At 49.5% G+C, this 17,548-nt stretch carries 15 protein-coding genes and 1 CRISPR repeat array; of the genes, 7 read left to right on the top strand and 8 right to left on the bottom strand.

The window, feature by feature from the left end; all coding sequences use genetic code 11:
• The first annotated feature begins 63 nt into the window (after positions 1-63).
• Positions 64-882 (top strand): DUF2189 domain-containing protein, encoded by an 819-nt coding sequence (locus A377_RS0107345; protein ID WP_033422851.1) that lies wholly within the window; start codon positions 64-66, stop codon positions 880-882.
• Positions 883-1,000: 118 nt separating this feature from the next.
• Here the strand turns inward: A377_RS0107345 and A377_RS0107340 are convergent, their stop codons facing one another.
• Positions 1,001-1,999 carry a nuclease-related domain-containing protein gene (locus tag A377_RS0107340; protein ID WP_019895605.1) on the bottom strand — a complete coding sequence of 333 codons (999 nt, stop codon included), beginning with the start codon at positions 1,997-1,999 and terminating at the stop codon, positions 1,001-1,003.
• Between the two features lie 368 nt (positions 2,000-2,367).
• Between A377_RS0107340 and A377_RS0107330 the strand changes: the two genes are divergently transcribed.
• Positions 2,368-3,545, top strand: a protein-coding gene (locus A377_RS0107330) for an IS3 family transposase (RefSeq protein WP_096777466.1) whose coding sequence is annotated in 2 segments (ribosomal slippage) — positions 2,368-2,665 and positions 2,665-3,545 — 1,179 coding nt in all. Because the reading frame shifts where the segments join, the coding sequence is not laid out codon by codon here.
• 65 nt (positions 3,546-3,610) lie between these two features.
• Positions 3,611-4,540: a CRISPR direct-repeat array (repeat unit 29 nt; unit sequence TTTTCTAAGCCGCCTGCGTGACGGTTAAC).
• A 130-nt stretch (positions 4,541-4,670) separates the two neighbouring features.
• Here the strand turns inward: A377_RS0107330 and cas1f are convergent.
• On the bottom strand, positions 4,671-5,606 hold the full coding sequence (gene cas1f, locus A377_RS0107325) for a type I-F CRISPR-associated endonuclease Cas1f (protein ID WP_019895604.1): 936 nt from the start codon (positions 5,604-5,606) through the stop codon (positions 4,671-4,673).
• Complete coding sequence (locus A377_RS0107320; RefSeq protein ID WP_019895603.1) at positions 5,603-8,653, bottom strand: P-loop NTPase family protein; 3,051 nt, start codon at positions 8,651-8,653, stop codon at positions 5,603-5,605. The genes cas1f and A377_RS0107320 overlap by 4 nt, the downstream gene beginning before the upstream one ends.
• 224 nt (positions 8,654-8,877) lie before the next feature.
• Here A377_RS0107320 and A377_RS0107315 point away from each other — a divergent pair, with 224 nt between their 5' ends.
• From A377_RS0107315 to A377_RS0107300, 4 genes are read left to right on the top strand one after another with little or no spacing between them, the layout of a single operon-like run.
• Positions 8,878-9,891, top strand: a complete 1,014-nt coding sequence (locus A377_RS0107315) for a type I-F CRISPR-associated protein Csy1 (RefSeq protein WP_019895602.1) — start codon at positions 8,878-8,880, stop codon at positions 9,889-9,891.
• A 41-nt stretch (positions 9,892-9,932) separates the two neighbouring features.
• Positions 9,933-10,673 carry a type I-F CRISPR-associated protein Csy2 gene (locus A377_RS0107310; protein ID WP_019895601.1) on the top strand — a complete coding sequence of 247 codons (741 nt, stop codon included), beginning with the start codon at positions 9,933-9,935 and terminating at the stop codon, positions 10,671-10,673.
• A gap of 12 nt (positions 10,674-10,685) precedes the next feature.
• Positions 10,686-11,750 (top strand): type I-F CRISPR-associated protein Csy3, encoded by a 1,065-nt coding sequence (gene csy3, locus A377_RS0107305; protein ID WP_019895600.1) that lies wholly within the window; start codon positions 10,686-10,688, stop codon positions 11,748-11,750.
• 12 nt (positions 11,751-11,762) lie between these two features.
• A complete protein-coding gene (locus A377_RS0107300) occupies positions 11,763-12,311 on the top strand; it encodes a type I-F CRISPR-associated endoribonuclease Cas6/Csy4 (protein WP_019895599.1) in 549 nt (182 codons plus the stop codon).
• A gap of 111 nt (positions 12,312-12,422) precedes the next feature.
• On the opposite strand, the gene A377_RS0107295 is transcribed toward A377_RS0107300, so the two are convergent.
• From A377_RS0107295 to dapF, 5 genes are read right to left on the bottom strand one after another with little or no spacing between them, the layout of a single operon-like run.
• Positions 12,423-13,007, bottom strand: a complete 585-nt coding sequence (locus tag A377_RS0107295; RefSeq protein ID WP_019895598.1) for a YqhA family protein — start codon at positions 13,005-13,007, stop codon at positions 12,423-12,425.
• 3 nt (positions 13,008-13,010) lie between these two features.
• The gene (gene hslV, locus A377_RS0107290) at positions 13,011-13,580 is read right to left on the bottom strand and encodes an ATP-dependent protease subunit HslV (RefSeq protein WP_028485353.1); all 570 of its coding nucleotides are present in this window, start codon (positions 13,578-13,580) and stop codon (positions 13,011-13,013) included.
• A gap of 18 nt (positions 13,581-13,598) precedes the next feature.
• Entirely contained in the window at positions 13,599-14,570 is a 972-nt protein-coding gene (locus A377_RS0107285) for a tyrosine recombinase XerC (RefSeq protein ID WP_019895596.1), read from the bottom strand.
• The gene (locus A377_RS0107280) at positions 14,570-15,244 is read right to left on the bottom strand and encodes a DUF484 family protein (protein ID WP_019895595.1); all 675 of its coding nucleotides are present in this window, start codon (positions 15,242-15,244) and stop codon (positions 14,570-14,572) included. The genes A377_RS0107285 and A377_RS0107280 overlap by 1 nt, the downstream gene beginning before the upstream one ends.
• On the bottom strand, positions 15,228-16,118 hold the full coding sequence (dapF, locus tag A377_RS0107275) for a diaminopimelate epimerase (RefSeq protein WP_019895594.1): 891 nt from the start codon (positions 16,116-16,118) through the stop codon (positions 15,228-15,230). Before dapF ends, A377_RS0107280 begins: the two co-directional genes overlap by 17 nt.
• 92 nt (positions 16,119-16,210) lie before the next feature.
• On the opposite strand from dapF, the gene hslU reads away from it, so the two are divergent.
• Positions 16,211-17,542, top strand: coding sequence for an ATP-dependent protease ATPase subunit HslU (gene hslU / locus A377_RS0107270; protein WP_019895593.1), 1,332 nt, complete (start codon positions 16,211-16,213; stop codon positions 17,540-17,542).
• Positions 17,543-17,548 lie beyond the last annotated feature (6 nt).

The following is a 17,548-nucleotide window of genomic DNA, read 5'->3' as shown; positions in this document are numbered from 1 at the left end:
TTACCAGGTTGTTTTTCTGAATCATCTGGTCTTTCAACGCCTTAAACAGGCAAGGAGGTTACGATGGCACACACACTTTCTCATCCAAACGTGCATCACCACATTACCGAAAACGGCGAACACCTCGTTTCCAAAGACCGTGAAATGCGCGACATCGGAAGCTGGCTCAAGCAGGGCTGGACGGACATGGCACACGCACCAGTCGCCTCACTGTTTTACGGACTGGTCATGACGCTGGCCGTCATGCTTGTGTACGCAGCTTATCAAGCCGAACCGATCATGATCTTTCAAACGGGTACCTTATTTTTGATGGTTTCACCGTTTTTGGCCACAGGCTTGTATGCCATTTCCCAACAATTACAAGAAGGCCACAAACCCAACCTGCTGAAATCGATGATAGCCTGGCGTCATAACACAGCCAACTTTGTGCTGTTTGCATTATCGCTGGCTGTGCTTGTGGTCGTTTTTATCAACTTCGTTCCCATGATCACCGCCGTTGCCCAATCCGGCAACTTAATGATTGTTGACACCAGCACCGGAATCATGGGCTTCATCGGCTCTGAGGCTGGCATTGCCTTTAGCGGCTATTTTCTGATTCTGGCCCTCATCGCTGCCGCCATTGTCTTTACCATCAGCGTCGTCACCATACCGCTGATGCTCAAAGACTCAAAAGTCAGCGCGATCTCCGCCATGATCCTCAGTTATCAAGTCGTGAAAGAAAACAAAGCCGCTATGGCCGCATGGGCACTGACCATCGGTGTGCTGGTCGCCTTGGGCTTGGCAACAATGGGGTTGCTCATGGTCGTGATCATGCCCCTGCTGGGTTACGCCAGCTGGCACGCCTTCAACGACCTGATCGAATTCGAAAACCAAACAGAGTGACACTCACTCGAAACATTTGATTTCCTCATTCGCCCCGGCAACCCCGGGGTATTTTTTACCAGGCCTGGTGAATTTGATACCGATAAACGATGCCTTTAAACAAGGCATGAAACGGTGATTATTTAAAAATCTCTACGGTTTCTTGTACTGGGTACAAACAATACCAACCGTATTTATTTTTACTCAGCTTTATGCCAAACGCCTTGCCAGCAACGGTAGGCTCAATAAACCCATTGTCCTGCATGGCAATGTAGCCCAAATCGGTCAGTTTCTGGATAAAAGCCTCTTTCGGTAATTTCAGCTCCCTTAATAACTTGGACATGGACAGCCGTTCAACTGATTTGACCGACTCAGATTCGGCCTTCTCAATCTTTGGCTGAGGTTTCAGCATAAAAGACAAATCTTTCACCGTTGTCTTGTGATGTTTTTTTACCATTGCTTCTAATTCTTGCGCAAGCAGCCTGGCTTCTCCTTCAAAAGAAAGTGGCGACACCGTAGATTTCGCCAGGGTTCCAACGCTCTTCATCAAATTCACCAATCCCGTTTTCTGATCGACAAAGAGTTTTTTCAGATCTTCAGCTCGGCAAACATTTTCAAACCCTTTTCTGGGCTTAGACAAATTTGCGCCAAAACCGACCACGACGTAATGATAAAACGCATCCATCTGAATCCCGGCATCGTCCAAAACCGTTCGAAACACTCCCTCATGCCGTTCGGTTTGGGCCAGTGGAGACGGAAAACCTCTCCAAGTCCGTGTCTTTTTATCTTTATAGGAAAAGTGCCCGTCAACGTCCACCTTTACATCATTGGTAAAGTTTTTTGTTTCAATCAAGTAAACTTCTTTTAACGGACTGATAACCACATGATCAATCTGACTTTGGCGACCATCCTCCAAAAACAAACTCAAATTATTGATGCACACCCAACGATCTGAAAATGTGTGCCTGAGGATATACTCCACCTCCTTCTCGCCCTGAAGGCCTTTCTGAAGCATGTATAACTGACGCTTCGCCTTTTCAATGTATTTCGGCGCAATGGCTTTTTCAGCCAGTTTGGTTTCAAGCCAACTTATCTCTTCCTCTCTGGAATCATCGCAGTGAACAAATATCAAACCCATCTCCCCAAAAAATCATGGGTAAACATTATGGCAATTTATACGGACAAAAAACAATACAAACGATCATATCAAAATAAAAGCATTACAAAGGTAACGTCCAATCTTACTACCCCGCGTAGCAATGAACGCATTGCCCGCCCTCAGGCCATTTGCGCTCAAGTTCTATGCCGCCTGCGTGGCGGTTAACATTCTGGAACGCTTTTGCGACTCGGAAGGTCATTTCTAAGCCGCCTGCGTGGCGGTTAACGATGAAATATTTGACTTCCAGCAGCACATCGTTTTCTAAGCCGCCTGCGTGGCGGTTTGTAATGGTCTAATAAAGTTGGAAGTTGTGATAGCCTTCCCAAACTGTTATTCAGGAGACCACAATGTCAAAAACAGGATCTAAACGCAAAGGACGACTCAACATCAGTCCAAAACAAAAACTGGAATATGCCAAGCTCATGATCGAGGATGGTTATACCAACAAACAGATCATGGAATTGTCCGGTGCCTGTGCCTCGGCGGTGACTCGCTGGAAACGACAATACCGTCAGGAGCTTAACGGCGAGATCCCTGAAGGCAAAACCGCGCTGACCGAAGAGCATCGACGCATTCAGGAGTTGGAACAGCAACTGGCTGACGCCAAGCGGGACAATGCCCTGTTAAAAAAGGCCACCGCCTTTTTCATTCGCGACAATCCAGCATTACAGTGATTGGGCAGATGAAAAAGGCAGACCCAAAACTGACCACTCACCAGCTGTGCAGGCTGTTTGACGTGGCGATCTCGACCTACTATTACCAGATGCAAACGAAACCCGCCAACCGATCAGATCAAGAGGTCATCCAAGCGATGCACAGGCTTCATGAACAGACCCATGGCACCTATGGTCGCCGACGCATGAAAATCGCTCTGGCGCTGGACGGGATGCAGGTGGGGCACTTTAAAATCAGTCGGTTGATGAAAGAACAGGGACTGGTTGCCAAGGCACCTAAAAAGCCCCATTACTACCGCGGCGGCAATGCACACCCGACGACCGCCAACCTTTTAGACCGTCAATTTAATCCCGGCACCGTGAACACCCACTGGGTTGGTGACATCACCTACATTCGAACGCATCAAGGCTGGAGTTACCTGGCTACTGTGATGGATCTGGGCAGCAGAGAAGTTGTCGGTCACGCTCTGTCGACAACGCCAGATGCTCATCTGGCCAAACAGGCATTGACGGATGCCATTACCCGAATACAGCCTAATACCAGAAACCTGATGTTTCACTCAGATCAGGGCGTGCAATACAGCGCCACAATCTTTACCAATGCTTTGGCATGGCACGAAATTACCCCCAGCATGAGCCGACGGGGCAACTGTTGGGATAATGCCGTTCAGGAACGATTCTTTCGCAACCTGAAAACCGAGCGTTTAAACGATCTGAGTTTTATCAACCACCAATCTGTCGTGACGGCTGTTGAGCAATACATTCGATTTTACAACTATCGCAGATTAAATTCCGCCATAGGTTACTTGACGCCAAACATGAAGCGGCAGGAAATGGCCAATGCGGCTTAGAACGCTTCCAAAAAAACTTGACCATTACAGTTAACTTCTTTAAGCCTGACGGCACTAAGATGTATATTTTCTAAGCCGCCTGCGTGGCGGTTAACACCGTTGAAGTTTCGGCGGCGTTGGTGCAGATTTTCTAAGCCGCCTGCGTGGCGGTTAACAAGCTCTTGCATCGCCGTTCGCATATCGCTTTTTTCTAAGCCGCCTGCGTGGCGGTTAACGGCGGGGTCAATGTCTTGCGCTCGTTCCGATTTTTCTAAGCCGCCTGCGTGGCGGTTAACGATCATCAATTGAAAAGGATGGTGAACGCCTTTTTCTAAGCCGCCTGCGTGGCGGTTAACTCATCGTGATGCTTTGCAAGGCTGGACGATTTTTTCTAAGCCGCCTGCGTGACGGTTAACGCGACGATTGCGGCGGTGCTGGTGTTTGTCGTTTTCTAAGCCGCCTGCGTGACGGTTAACCGATTTTTGCCGAGGTGCCAAACGGCTATGATTTTTCTAAGCCGCCTGCGTGACGGTTAACACATTGAAAGCGGTTCAGATCATCGTCGGCATTTTCTAAGCCGCCTGCGTGACGGTTAACCATTTCGTCGGCACTTTTAACCAGGCCTGGTTTTCTAAGCCGCCTGCGTGACGGTTAACACAATGAAGGCTGTACAGATCATCATCGGCATTTTCTAAGCCGCCTGCGTGACGGTTAACGTATCGCCGCCGGTGGAGGTGTCGCCGCCGGTTTTCTAAGCCGCCTGCGTGACGGTTAACGGTTTTTTTCGTTTGCGGTTTCGTCTGCGCATTTTCTAAGCCGCCTGCGTGACGGTTAACGATGCAGGGCAAGAGTGGGCGCGCGCGCAAAATTTCTAAGCCGCCTGCGTGACGGTTAACAAGATAAAAAAGAGGATAAACAGGGCCATACCTTTCTAAGCCGCCTGCGTGACGGTTAACGTTTATCATAAAGGCGGCATTAAAATAACCTTTTTCTAAGCCGCCTGCGTGACGGTTAACAGTTCCTTAGTTTAAACAAAACTTTGATAAAAAAGAAGTTTTGATATCTTTATGGCAAAACACCATCTTCTAGGCATGGAGTCATAAGTTGCTGATTTTTAAAGATCTCAAAAAACCAATATAAAAAGGGTTAGTGCAACACTTTAGCGGAGTCCATCACAAAATCCATCATCAGGTCCATCACTTGATTTTCGTGCATAAACCTCATCAAATCTTCACGAAATTCTTGGTTGCTCGAACCGGCCATGCCATGCTCAAATGACTTTGGTAATACCATTGCGTCTTTGACAAGGTCTGCCACATCAAAAACGAGACCACCTCTTCTTGTTTTTCCGTGCAGAATCGGAAAAGCGAAACTGATTCCAAGTGTGTGCAGCGCGGCTGCAGCAAACCCATAAGCAATGTAGTTTCCTTGGTCAATCATGCCGTTAACCAAAGAAAACTCATCGAAATCATTTTCAGGAAGCCTGGACTTTCTTCTAAATCCGTTCATGCCATGGTGTTGCGAGATGGTTTTATAAAGATTTTTGGCAATTTTTGCTTCGGTCAGCAAAAGCTTTTCATTTGTTTCAGATGCTGAGATTGAGCTTACATATTGCTTGAGCTGTTGGGCCTCACTGTCACTCAAAAAACTCTGCCAATATTGACCGACCAGAGACAAGCGATCTTCAAGCAGCTTTTTGGCCACGGCTAAGCGCCTCTCTTCGTTAAAAAAAATCGTTGCCCAATCCTGCATGTATTTTGTAGGCCTGTATTCACTTGCAGTCGGCATAAAAACAAAATCGGAAAATGTAAACGCCGGACTTCCTCCATTACCAACGAAGCCAAAAATCACATTTGACTCGGAAAGCCTTCTGGCAGCTGAGTTTGTAATGGAGGTGCCGATCCCAAGCAGTAAGAACATGGTATTCCTGTCCGGCAAATTATAATAGTGCTCGACCTCGGCCCCTGTTTCCCCCAGAATGACAAGCCTTTCATCCTTTTGAATGATCTTGCAATGCTCAAGATAAAAAATGTTCGCTCTTTTTGAGAGCAAGATTTCTTTGGGTTTCTGCTGACTTTTCATTCTGCTTCTCCAACACGTCGTCTAAAACAACCAAAGCTTTCGTCAAACACAATTTCATCTGTGGGATTGTATTCAGCAAGCTCGATTGACAGGCCGTATTCAAGCGGGACATCAAGTTCGGCACATAAATCTTTCATTTGTGAAAATGACAAAGAGAGCCAATCATTGCTTGTTTTTTCAATCACTTCTGCCGGCTGAGAGGCCGCATCTTTTTGCCAGCCAAAATATGGCTTGCCAAATTTGTTATCGACAATACGCCATTGCAACCAAACGGCATTCTCATCCAGCCGGTAGCGAACCTTTTCGTTCTGTTCCCTAAGCTTTGCTGCTTTGTAGGCACCCTGTGTCATATAGGGCGTCTTGTCAGAAAACACCCCTTTACTCAAGTGTGGATTCGTTGTTCTTTCAATCGACCAGTCATCATATTTGCTGAATTTATGGCTTTGGTCAAACCGCATTCTGGTTGAGATGCAATCAAGTTTTTTCCAGTTCAATATCTCTAGCAAATCATGATTGGGGTGTGAACCTTCCTGCTCCAGCCCTGGCATGACAAAGACCTCTGACCGATTGACACAAGTGGCATAGTTAAAACGCAAAATACCAATATTTGCCTTTTCCGTTAGCACATTGCGGTGTCGATTTACGCGCCCGGCTGTCTGAATGATCGAGGAAGTGCTGGAAGGCTCGATAACAGCCCAATCAAAGTCATGGTCCCGCCCGATTTCTTCAACAGGCGTGGCCACCACAATAAGCCTTACATGGTCATGTTCTGTCTGCGCCAACAAGCTTTTTATGACAGTGTTTTCATGGAGCTTTTGATTTGGTTCTTTCCCCTTTCGGGTCAAGATTTCATCCAAAACCTGCTCTTTGTGATAACGATTGATCACAAAATCATTTGCGTGATAACAGGCAACCAGACTGTTTTTATTGTTTTTTGCCAGCATTCTGGCTACTTTTATAGCTGGCTTGACATTTGCAATGCGTACTAGCCCCACTGACAATTTTTTACCTGCCACTTCATGACATTGATTGCTATGCAATGCTTCGACAGCCGTATCGATGGCATCCAGAAATCCCTGCGCGGATTTTTTCATATCAACCAGCATGGGTTTCTTGTTCGGGGCCGGTATCTTGGATAGAAAGTGTTTCAAATAATTTTCATACAGATCAGGAAATGCGTCCTTTTTCAATGGAAGCAGTCTCGGTTCCAACCGGTTATCAATCATAGCCACGGTCAAATCAATTTTTTGGCCTGTCATGGCTTGTCGCATTAAAACGCCTTTTTTAAAGGCGGCATAAACCGTATTGGCGACCGGCCTTGAGAGGGTAGCAGATGAACAAACTACGTTGCGTCCCATCAGCGACGCCATCTGGATCACACGACACACGGCGATAAGAGCCTTCGGCTCATAACCATCAATTTCATCCAAGATCAAATCGCTACCAGCAATTCGAATAAATGCACTCACATGCCGCCCTTGCTGATACGGCTCACCAGAAGCCACGAGGTAATCTATGGTTGAAACCAATAACGGTGCGCCATGCAATGAGGCCTGTTTTTTGTCTTTTGCAATAAAGCTCAACCATTCGGGCAAATCAAAGCCTTCGCCCCCACGCACGTCATCAGTCACTTCAACGGGGTTCTCGTCTTCATCATTAAACGTGTCATCGGATTTTTTTTGAAGGTCTGCATAATCATCATCACCAATAATAACGGCCATCTCGCTTTCATTGATGCCCGTCATGCCAGAAATGGCATGACCTGTTTGCAGTGTCAGGCTTCTCAGGTTCAGGCCAATTGAAATTCGACACCCCATGCCTTTGCCTTGGTTCAGGGCACAGAGCGCTTTGACATTACCAAGCGTTTTGCCTGTGCCGGTTTCCGCTGTGTTCATAACAAGTACGGGGGTGTGTTTTTCAATGGCTTGCCCCAGATTTTCCAGAAAATGACTGGCTGGATTTTGCCATGAAAACGCTGTATTCGAAGGTGCAGGTTTCAGGATTTTTGATTGGGCAATCGGGGTTAAGTGATCAAGCTGACTTGATAGTCTGGACAAATGGTAAACATTGTTTGCCGCATTAAATGCCACCTCTTTTAGATGCCAATCAAGAGATTGGATTTGTGGCCCTTTCGACTTTGCCCAAAATTCCTTTTCACTGACCGCCAGCCCGGGCTTTTGCGCAGAAACCTTATGATCAGCGTAAATCAAGGCGACACGACCAATGATCGCAAGCGCCCTGTAATAATGATCGAGGTCTGACACCTTCTTATTTTTTAACCTTTCGGCCAATCTTTGCCTGGTTTTCACAAACCGGCTGATGACGGGCTCAAGCCCAGAATCAGCTGTAAATAAACGTTTATGGGCCTTTTGAGCACGTTCACTGTTTTCGCGTATGTGTGACTCTGAGGCGCTTGGAAATTGAATACCGGGATCAATCGGTGCCAGCAGGCCGTGATGGGTTGCAACAAAAAACTCAATTAATTCATCGGACGATTGAATCCCTTTTTTGAACCATGATGGTTCCTGTCTTTTACCAATCACCGCAGGCAAACGATTGTATGCTTGCTCCAATGTCACTTGATCCGCTATGTTTTGCATCAGCATCAAGCTCATCCATTCATGACGGATCGGATCTTTACTGATCTGGTTTTCTCGAAGCTTGTGCTGAAAGTAACGTGTGGTCTTGCCTAAATCATGCACAAGACCCGCTGACTTTACCGCAAGAGACAAGATGGACACCCACTCAGGCACCTCTTTCTTTGCTTTTTTTGTGCCGATGGCAACCCGGCCATATTGATCAAATACGCCTTTCTTTCCGACTGTCCAAGCCAGCTTCAGCCCCTTGCTTCCTTGGTTAATCAAACAGCTGACCGCCGTGGATTTGCTGGCACTCTTCCTTAGCTGACGGTAAATCTCTTGCAATCCTTTTTCTGTAATCGGTGTCTGCCAAGTAAACTGACCAACCCGAGATGCATAAGCATCCAAAATTTTTCTGGTGCGCTTGATCGATTTTCCTCTGCACTGTGAACTAAAAATTGCAAACATGGGGAAACCTTGCTATTTTCCTGTTGCCTCGGTTAACCGACCATTTTTGAATGATCGGCTTAGAAAATTATTTTTGAGGTTATGGATTAACCACCATGCAGGTGGACGGGCGCTCATTCTGGAGCGCTTATTAAAAATTACACCATTATATTTTAAGTTATTGTATTTTTCATTCTGGTTGTGTTTTAATGGTTTTATCACAGCAACCGAGGACCCTTCCTGTCATGAACAAGCTCAGTGAACAAGAACAGCGTGTCATCAACGAAGTAGTGACCCATTCTTTCAAATACGTAAACTCCAATTGTCAAAAAGGTGGCGTGCGAGTCTGCCCTGACCAGAAACTGAGTGGCCCTTACATTTCTAGCCTGCACTTAATAGGGACTGTACAAATCCTGGCTGACTATCAAACAAACAGTGGCGTCAAGCCAATTACGATCGCGATAAAAGATTTGACCGGAAGGGAAAATTCCACAAACCCGGTTTATAAAGACGCATATTTGCATGCGCTTTCATCGCCCTATGAAAGCGATACACCAAGCCTTGACCCTCGCTTAAGACAATTACTGATGCCTGTGAACTTCGGTCATTGTAATGAGTACATTTCATTAACACCACTCCCGTGCGCAGATTTGTCCAGAAAATTCAATCAGTCGATTCGTAACAACAACAAGAATCGAAACGAAACATCCAACAAATACCTTCGATTGTCAGAGCTTGGTTTCGGAGGGGCAAACAAACAAAACGCGGGCTATCTCATCAGCATCGGGGGGCTGCTTAACCAGCTTTACACCTCGGCCCCGAAAGCCAGTGTTGACAAAAAAAAGCTTTACCGTCTTTTCTACAAAGGGCTGGAACCCTTTATCCCAAACGATGCAGTGAAAGCGTTTGCGGCTTTTCGGGAAAAGAACCCTGGCAACAACCTTGCCTTGAGAGAAAAAGAAAATCGGTTAATCAAAAACATGGTTAGCCCCCTCCTTCAGGAAGCGGACCTTGCCTTGTCTTCGCTGGCAGAACATTCTGACTCGTTGCCTGAGCCAGCTCAGGAGCCAAACGAGCTTCTGCATTCAAACGTAGATGATTTTAAAAGAAAATTAATCGTATCCGAACTTCGAGACAATGCATGGAAATCGCAGTTTGCAAGCACTATGGCCAAAACCATTAATGCAAAATTGCAAATGGTTGAAGCGCCAAGCGTAGCAGGCCTTAAAGAGCGAATAGAGGGGATCGTCACGTTATGAGTTATTTATACATACCAAATATACGCGCTCAACGTGTGAATATGCAAACCAGCTATCTGACCATCAACTCGGCTTTTGTCATGCCTGCCGTGTTATTGGGACAGGCCCTGGCTCACCATTGCGATCTTAATGTTGAGTCGGTCAGTTACATTCATCATGACATTCAACCTTTGGGCGAAATACAGAACTGGAAATTCATGCCCCATCAAAGAAAAGGGGCCGCCTTCATCAACAAGGGAGACTATGCCGCAAACGCAAAAGGCCCTTCCCTGTCAATGCAACCAACCGCAAGTGGGCACTTGAGAGCAAGCCTGATTATTGATATTGGTGACTCTCTGGCCGATTTTGATGAAATTGAATATTTTTTCCGGCAGGGCCGCTTTGCTGGCGGTGAAATTATTTCGCATGGCGAGATACAAAGCGCTGAAACGCTGAAAGAGATTCGTTTTCGTTCTGGATTTTGCCTGATTGATAAGTCTGACATGCTTGGTGACAAGGCATCGATCGACGCGTTTGTTAAAGCTATGGCCGAACCTTTTGACGAAAACAAGGATAACGGATGGCTTACGCCTTTCGTCGCCGGTTACGCCCTCATCAGCGAACCAAACCACAAACCAGGTGCCAGAGATGCCTGCCTGCATGCCTTTTGTGAACCCATGATTTCTCTTGCGCAATACAAGAGTGTCAACAGTGAACTGATTAAAGAAAAAGGCCTGTCTTTTTGGGCCCTCGAAAATCATCAATCGCATTTTTCTCTAACCAACACGTTCAAACAACCATAAAGGATACAGACCATGAAAGAACCAGAAACCTTTAAAAAGCTGCCCGGAGTACTTTCATTTAAACGCGGGACAATTATCACCGATGCGGTCATGCTCAATGAATTTGATGATGGCACCACGTCTCCATTGATGGTGGTCAGACATGGCATTCGCGGAACCCAAAACGTGAATAAAGAGGGCGGAAAAACCAATGCCAAAGGCGAAAGTTCTGATCGCGACCCTTCCAATATCCAGCAAACGGATACCGCTAAAATGCATCCTGATTCGGTTGCCATGCGCGTTAATTTCGATCTTTCTTTCCTGCCACTGAAAGAAACCTTGTTTGCTTCTTCGCCTGGAAAAGAATTAAAGCCTGAAGAGTTCAAGTCGTTCAAGAAAAGCCTGGAAGAATTCATTGAACGTGCCTGTCAATCAAATGGAATGAAGGAAATTGCGAACCGTTTCGCTCGAAACATCCTTAATGGACGCTGGTTGTGGCGCAACCGCACTTTGGCCAGTCACGTTGAAATAACCGTATTAAATGGCTCAGAAAAGCTGTGTTCAGCTGACGCACTGGATATCCCACTAACGTCTTTTGAAAACGTCAATGACGAAGAAAAGGTGCTTGGTCGTGTCATCGAACTTGCGCTGACAGGTAAAAACCATATGCCCAAACTCAGAGTATCGGCACGCGTCACTTTTCCAGTTCAGGGTGCGCTTGAAGTTTACCCTTCCCAAAACTATCTCGAAAACAAGGAGAAAGGCTTTGCCCGCCCACTTTATTATCTCCAAACCGCAGTCGTCACCGACGAACATGGTGTTTCGGAAAAAGGGCAGGCAGCGATCAGAGATCAGAAAATCGGAAACGCGCTCAGAACATTTGACACATGGTATGACGACTTTGATGAAATTGGCCGACCGATTCCGGTTGAACCCAATGGTGCCAGCTTGGATATTCAAGACTTCATGCGCCCCCTTTCGAAAAAAACCTCTGCGTTCAGTTATGCCAAACGCCTGAACGAGATTGACCCGGATTCAAAAGAAGGCATGTTTATGATCGCAAGCCTGATTCGCGGCGGCGTTTACTCAGAAAAATAATGGAGCTGTCCCATGAAACCAAACGTTTATATCGACATTGATGTAAAACCGGGTGACAAAGGCGCAGCAAGCTTTCCTCACCAATCATCAAAAATTTTAACCAAATTGCATTCATGCTTTAAAAAAGAGGCAGGGCGTTATGCCATTGACCTTCCTTTTTCAAGGGCACTCTTTACGTGCATTCGTGTTTTTGGTAACTCCATGGATGACATGATCGCTCTTGGAAGCCAATTGCATGAAATGGAGATCGAAAACCTTGGTCGCCTTTCTTTTCCAAAGAAAGTCCCCGAAAACTTCTTAGGACAAGGGGTCAAAAACAGCCGGTACCGAATCTCATCAAGAAAATCCCGAACACAAAAAACCCGGTTTACCCGCATCAAACAAGCGGAGGAACAACAGCTGCCTTATTTTATGCTCAAGAGTCACTCAACCCACCAGGCTTTTAGCTTGATTGTAAAAAGAGAGGTGATTGAAAACTTTGACTTGATCGATTGCAATCCAAACAGCTATGGGCTTAACTCAGAAAAGCACACATGCGTTTTGCCATTGATGATTGATTAAAAAACTCGCTGATCGACAAATATTGCTCAATAGGTGTCTACGCACACACATCGGTTACATTCCTCCCTTACTTTTCACCAGGCCTGGTGAAAAGTGGGTCGGGTTTTGGGCCTATTTACTGTAGGCTTTCTGCGAGAAGTAGAGGGCCAGTGCGATCAGGACGATGGCCAGTGAGTAGTAGAGCAGTTCCAGCGGTGTGGTGGGTTTCAGGAACAGGGCCTGTTCGAAAAACATCACGATCAGGATCAGCAGAATGACTTTGGCCAGCTTGTTTTTCAGGTCGTCCAGCGTGTTGATGATCAGTATCTGACTGGCGCCCATTTGGCCTTCGGCGGCCTGTATTTTGTTGATAAACAGTTCGTACAGCCCAAGAGAAAAGATCAGCATGATGGTACCGAGCAGAAACCCATCGACCGCGCCGACCACATGCGCCACGGTTTGCGCCTTGAGTTCGGCTCTGTCTGCGCCCGCCAGTTCGTGATAATGGGTCAGGTGCGCCAGAGTGTAATAGACGTCGATGCTGGTCATGTAAAAAATGCCGAACGCCATGATCAAGCTGGCGATCACGGCCAGCAACACCACAAAACGGCTGTTCCACAATACGCCTTCAAAGCCTTTTTCGGCTCGGCTTCGTTTGCGGTCACAGGAACCGGATTCGGTGTCGGTCAGTAAAGGGTTCTCAGATTCGGCACTCATGGCTCACTCATGCGATTCGCCATCGAGCACTTCGATGGTCAGGTTGTGGTTGGTGTAAATGCACAGGTCGCCGGCGATGTTCAGCGCTTTTTCGACCACGTCTCTGGCACACAGTTCGGTGTTGTCCATCAGGGCTTGTGCGGCGGAATGGGCGTAGCTGCCGCCGGAACCGATGGCGATGAAGTCATGCGCCGGTTCGATCACGTCGCCGGTGCCGGAAATCAGCAGCATGTTGTCGTTGTCGGCTACCAGCATCATCGCTTCCAGCTTGCGCAAGGCCCGGTCGGTGCGCCAGTCTTTGGCCATTTCCACCGCCGCGCGCATCAATTGCCCGTTGTGCGATTGCAACTTGCCTTCAAAACGCTCAAACAAGGTAAACGCATCGGCGGTGGCCCCGGCGAAACCGGCCAGAATTTTGCCGTGGTAGAGTCGGCGCACTTTGCGGGCATTGCCTTTCATCACCACATGGCCCAGTGTCACCTGCCCATCGCCGCCGATGACCATCTGGTCTCCGCGTTTGGCGCATAAAATGGTGGTGCCGTAAAAGGTGTTGGCATCGGTGTGTTCGCTCATAATCGCCTCAACTTTCAATCAATTCGGTTTTTTGCTGCGCGGGTGGGCCCGGTCATACACCTTGGTCAGGTGCTGCATGTCCAGCTGGGTATATATCTGAGTGGTGCTCAGATTGGCATGGCCCAACAGGTCCTGCACGGCGCGCAAATCGCCACTGGATTCTAACACATGGGTCGCGCAGGCATGGCGCAATCGGTGGGGCGAAACCGACATCGGCAGCCCCGATTTCTGCGCACGCTGGTTCAGTTGCTGTTGAATCGAGCGCGCGTGCAAACGCCCGCCAAAACGGTTCACAAACAACGCGGTTTCATCCGGTTTGGCGTAATCGGCGCGGATCGCCAGCCATTGGCGGATAGCCTGAATCGCTTTTTCCCCCACCGGCACCAGACGGTCCTTATTGCCTTTGCCTGCGTTCACTTCCAGCAGCCCTTCTTCCAGCCTGTCCAGCACGCCCTGCAAATCCAGCGCCGCGCATTCGGCCAGACGCAAACCCGACGAATACAGCAATTCGAAAATGGCCTGATTGCGCACGTCCTGCCAGGTTTCCAGAGGCTGATCCAGCAGCTGACCGGTGCGATCCACATCCAGACTTTTGGGCAGCGGCTTGGGTTGTTTGGGGGCTTTGACGTCGGCGGCGGGGTTGTGGGTAACAATGGTTTGGTCCAGCAGAAACCGGTAAAAAGCACGCAAGGCCGAAAGCTGCCGCGCCACCGTGCGGGCGCTGATGCCACGGGTCATGCGTTCGGCCACAAAGGCCTGAACGTCGGTGGCCGTCACTTGCGCCCAGTCGCCAAAGGTCTGTAACAACCAGACCTGGTCCATTTTGCCTTGCGCGTCCTGCGCCGGGGCTTGCGGCAAAGGCTGTCCATGATAGGCCAGATAAAAACGCACAAAGGCGGTCAGGTCACGGGCATAGTTCTGGCGCGTTAGGGGCGACTGCCCTTTGCGAATACTGACGGCCGAAAACGCCGACCACGCATCGCCCCGCATCAGGCAAACAGCCTCGCCAGCCGGGCCGAAATCATCTGCCCCATCACATTCAGAAAATAGGTGCCCAATTCGGGATGAAAGCGTTCGTTGCTCGCCCCCAATGCCAGCGCCCCCCAAACCCGCGACTGCCCCAACGGCATAATGCACACCGTCTGCATGGGTAGATCGGTTTGAAACAGGCCTTCCTGCCAGCCGCTTTCCAGAAACCCGCATTTGGGCTCGCCCGGCTGCAACGCGTTTTTCAGGCTCTGTGACCACTGTTGCGACAGGCCCAGCTGATGCAATCCCGGCACCAGCGCTTTGGGCATTTCCCAGCTGACCAGGGTCATGGCTTCCACCTCAAACACCTCTTTCATGGCGGTGTAAATCTCACTGACCGCTTCGGCATCGGTGTTTGCAGCCAGCAAGCGATACGACAATTCGTACACCTTGTGCAATAACTGGCCGTTTTCTCCGGCCACGTCTTTCAGGGTGGCCACTTCGGTCTGCAATTGGTCTCGCTGGTGACGCAGATGATGCACCTGACGTTCCAGCAGGGAAATTTCCTCCCCGGTTTTGGGGTGCGGAATGCTGAGTTCCCCCAACAGACTCGGGAACACATGAAAAAACTGACGGTTGTGATTGAGGTATTCGGCCACGTCCTCAGCGTGCAGATCGTTAATCAGACTCGACATGCGCGCCTCCTGTCTGACGGCGCTGCCGGGGAATCGCACCATCGAACACATTGTCGGCCGGACCGGTCATCCAGACCGGATCACTTTCCTCACCCGACCATTCAATCTGCAAAGGCCCGCCTTTCAGTTGCACCGTTACCTTGGCATCGACCCGATCCCAGCGTTTGAGAATCACCATGGCCGCACAGGCCCCGGTGCCGCACGCCAGCGTTTCGCCGGAGCCACGCTCGTACACACGCAATCGCAGCGTCTGCGCGTCCACCACCTCGGCAAAGCCCACGTTCACTCGCTCGGGAAAGCGCGAATGGCCTTCGATCTGTGGTCCCCATTCGGCCACCAGCGCGGCATCGACGTCTTCCACCAACACCAGCGCATGCGGGTTGCCGATCGATACCGCGCCAATCGTCACATCGGCGTCTTCCAGCGCCAGCTCATACACCGACTGCTCGGCCTCGGCGTCAAACGGCAGGGCCTGAGGGGCAAAACGGGGCTGCCCCATGTTCACCCGCACCCAGCCATCGTCGCGCACCGTGAGCACAATCACCCCCGAGGCGGTTTCCACGGTGATTTCCCGCTTGTCGGTCAGTCCCTGATCCACCACAAAGCGGGCAAAACAGCGCGCGCCATTGCCGCATTGCTGCACTTCTGACCCATCGGCATTGAAAATGCGATAGCGGAAATCCACATTCGGGGTGTCGGTGGTCTCGACCATCAGAAGCTGATCGAACCCCACACCAAAATGCCGGTTTGACCAGGCCTGGATTTCCTCGGTGCGGATCCCGGGATCGGTTTGGGTGGCGTCAATGACCATAAAGTCATTGCCCAACCCTTGCATTTTACGAAACGGCAACGACTCACCGGGCGCGGACGACATTGGCAACTTGGGACTCCTATCCATATTTTTTAAAAGCAAACTCCATTATAATAAACCAAATTCATACTGATAAAAATGGCAAAAGGAACGGCATGAGCAAGTCGATTATGACGCCCAAAGAAATCGTACACGAACTGGACAACTACATTGTCGGCCAGAACGAGGCCAAAAAATCGGTCGCCATTGCCCTGCGCAACCGCTGGCGCCGTTCACAACTGAGCGATGACCTGCGTCCGGAAGTGACGCCCAAAAACATTCTGATGATCGGCCCCACCGGCGTGGGCAAAACCGAAATCGCGCGGCGTCTGGCCAAACTGGCCAATGCCCCGTTCATCAAAGTCGAAGCCACCAAATACACCGAAGTGGGCTATGTCGGCCGCGAAGTCGATTCCATTATCAAGGATCTGGCCGAAAACGCGATCAAGCTGCAACGCGAACAGGCCATGGAATCGGTACAGCGTCAGGCCGAAGACGCCGCCGAAGAAAAAATTCTCGACATTCTGCTGCCACCGGCCCGCGGCTACGAAGATCAGAGTCACGACAACATGTCCGAAACCCGCCAGAAATTCCGCAAACGTCTGCGCGAAGGCGATCTGGACGACAAGGAAATCGAAATCGAAGTGTCGGCCACCCCGCCGAATGTGGAAATCATGGGCGCGCCGGGCATGGAAGAAATGACCAACCAGCTGCAGGACATGTTCGAAGGCCTGAACCGCAGCAAGAAAAACAAGCGCAAACTGCCGATCAAGCTGGCGTTCAAACATCTGATCGAAGACGAAGCCCAGCGCCTGATCGACCAGGAAGACCTCAAAGCCAAAGCGATTGAAAGCGTCGAGCAGAACGGGATCGTCTTCATCGACGAAATCGACAAGGTGGCCAAGCGCCAGGATGCGGGCGGCGGCGATGTCTCACGCGAAGGCGTGCAGCGCGATCTGTTGCCGTTGATCGAAGGCTCCAGCGTTTCCACCAAACACGGCATGATCAAAACCGACCACATCCTGTTTATCGCCTCCGGTGCGTTTCATTTGTCCAAGCCTTCGGATTTGATTCCGGAGTTGCAGGGGCGTCTGCCCATTCGGGTGGAACTGAAATCCCTGGTGGTGGACGATTTTGTGCGCATTCTGACCGAACCCAAGGCCGCTCTGACCAAGCAGGCCGAAGCCCTGCTGGCCACCGAAGGCGTGACCCTGACCTTTGCCGAAGACGGCATCAAGCGTCTGGCCGAAATCGCCTTTGATGTCAACGAAGCCACTGAAAACATCGGCGCTCGCCGCCTGCACACGGTGATGGAGCATCTGCTGGAAGAGATTTCCTACAGCGCCCCGGATCGTCAGGGCGAAACCATCAACATCGACGCCGATTTTGTCAACGAGCGCCTGAGCGATCTGGCGCAGGATCAGGACCTGTCGCAATACATTCTGTAATCGGGT

The organism is Hydrogenovibrio halophilus DSM 15072, assembly GCF_000384235.1.
GTDB lineage: Bacteria > Pseudomonadota > Gammaproteobacteria > Thiomicrospirales > Thiomicrospiraceae > Hydrogenovibrio > Hydrogenovibrio halophilus.
The sequence above is the reverse complement of the archived record's forward strand: the minus strand, read 5'-3'. Positions and strand labels throughout refer to the sequence as shown.

Excerpts from the sequence above, each read along its gene's own strand:
- A377_RS0107345 (WP_033422851.1), top strand. The coding sequence starts at position 64 with ATGGCACACACACTTTCTCATCCAAACGTGCATCACCACATTACCGAA.
- A377_RS0107340 (WP_019895605.1), bottom strand. The coding sequence starts at position 1,999 with ATGGGTTTGATATTTGTTCACTGCGATGATTCCAGAGAGGAAGAGATA.
- cas1f (WP_019895604.1), bottom strand. The coding sequence starts at position 5,606 with ATGAAAAGTCAGCAGAAACCCAAAGAAATCTTGCTCTCAAAAAGAGCG.
- A377_RS0107320 (WP_019895603.1), bottom strand. The coding sequence starts at position 8,653 with ATGTTTGCAATTTTTAGTTCACAGTGCAGAGGAAAATCGATCAAGCGC.
- A377_RS0107315 (WP_019895602.1), top strand. The coding sequence starts at position 8,878 with ATGAACAAGCTCAGTGAACAAGAACAGCGTGTCATCAACGAAGTAGTG.
- A377_RS0107310 (WP_019895601.1), top strand. The coding sequence starts at position 9,933 with ATGCAAACCAGCTATCTGACCATCAACTCGGCTTTTGTCATGCCTGCC.
- csy3 (WP_019895600.1), top strand. The coding sequence starts at position 10,686 with ATGAAAGAACCAGAAACCTTTAAAAAGCTGCCCGGAGTACTTTCATTT.
- A377_RS0107300 (WP_019895599.1), top strand. The coding sequence starts at position 11,763 with ATGAAACCAAACGTTTATATCGACATTGATGTAAAACCGGGTGACAAA.
- A377_RS0107295 (WP_019895598.1), bottom strand. The coding sequence starts at position 13,007 with ATGAGTGCCGAATCTGAGAACCCTTTACTGACCGACACCGAATCCGGT.
- hslV (WP_028485353.1), bottom strand. The coding sequence starts at position 13,580 with ATGAGCGAACACACCGATGCCAACACCTTTTACGGCACCACCATTTTA.
- A377_RS0107285 (WP_019895596.1), bottom strand. The coding sequence starts at position 14,570 with ATGCGGGGCGATGCGTGGTCGGCGTTTTCGGCCGTCAGTATTCGCAAA.
- A377_RS0107280 (WP_019895595.1), bottom strand. The coding sequence starts at position 15,244 with ATGTCGAGTCTGATTAACGATCTGCACGCTGAGGACGTGGCCGAATAC.
- dapF (WP_019895594.1), bottom strand. The coding sequence starts at position 16,118 with ATGTCGTCCGCGCCCGGTGAGTCGTTGCCGTTTCGTAAAATGCAAGGG.
- hslU (WP_019895593.1), top strand. The coding sequence starts at position 16,211 with ATGAGCAAGTCGATTATGACGCCCAAAGAAATCGTACACGAACTGGAC.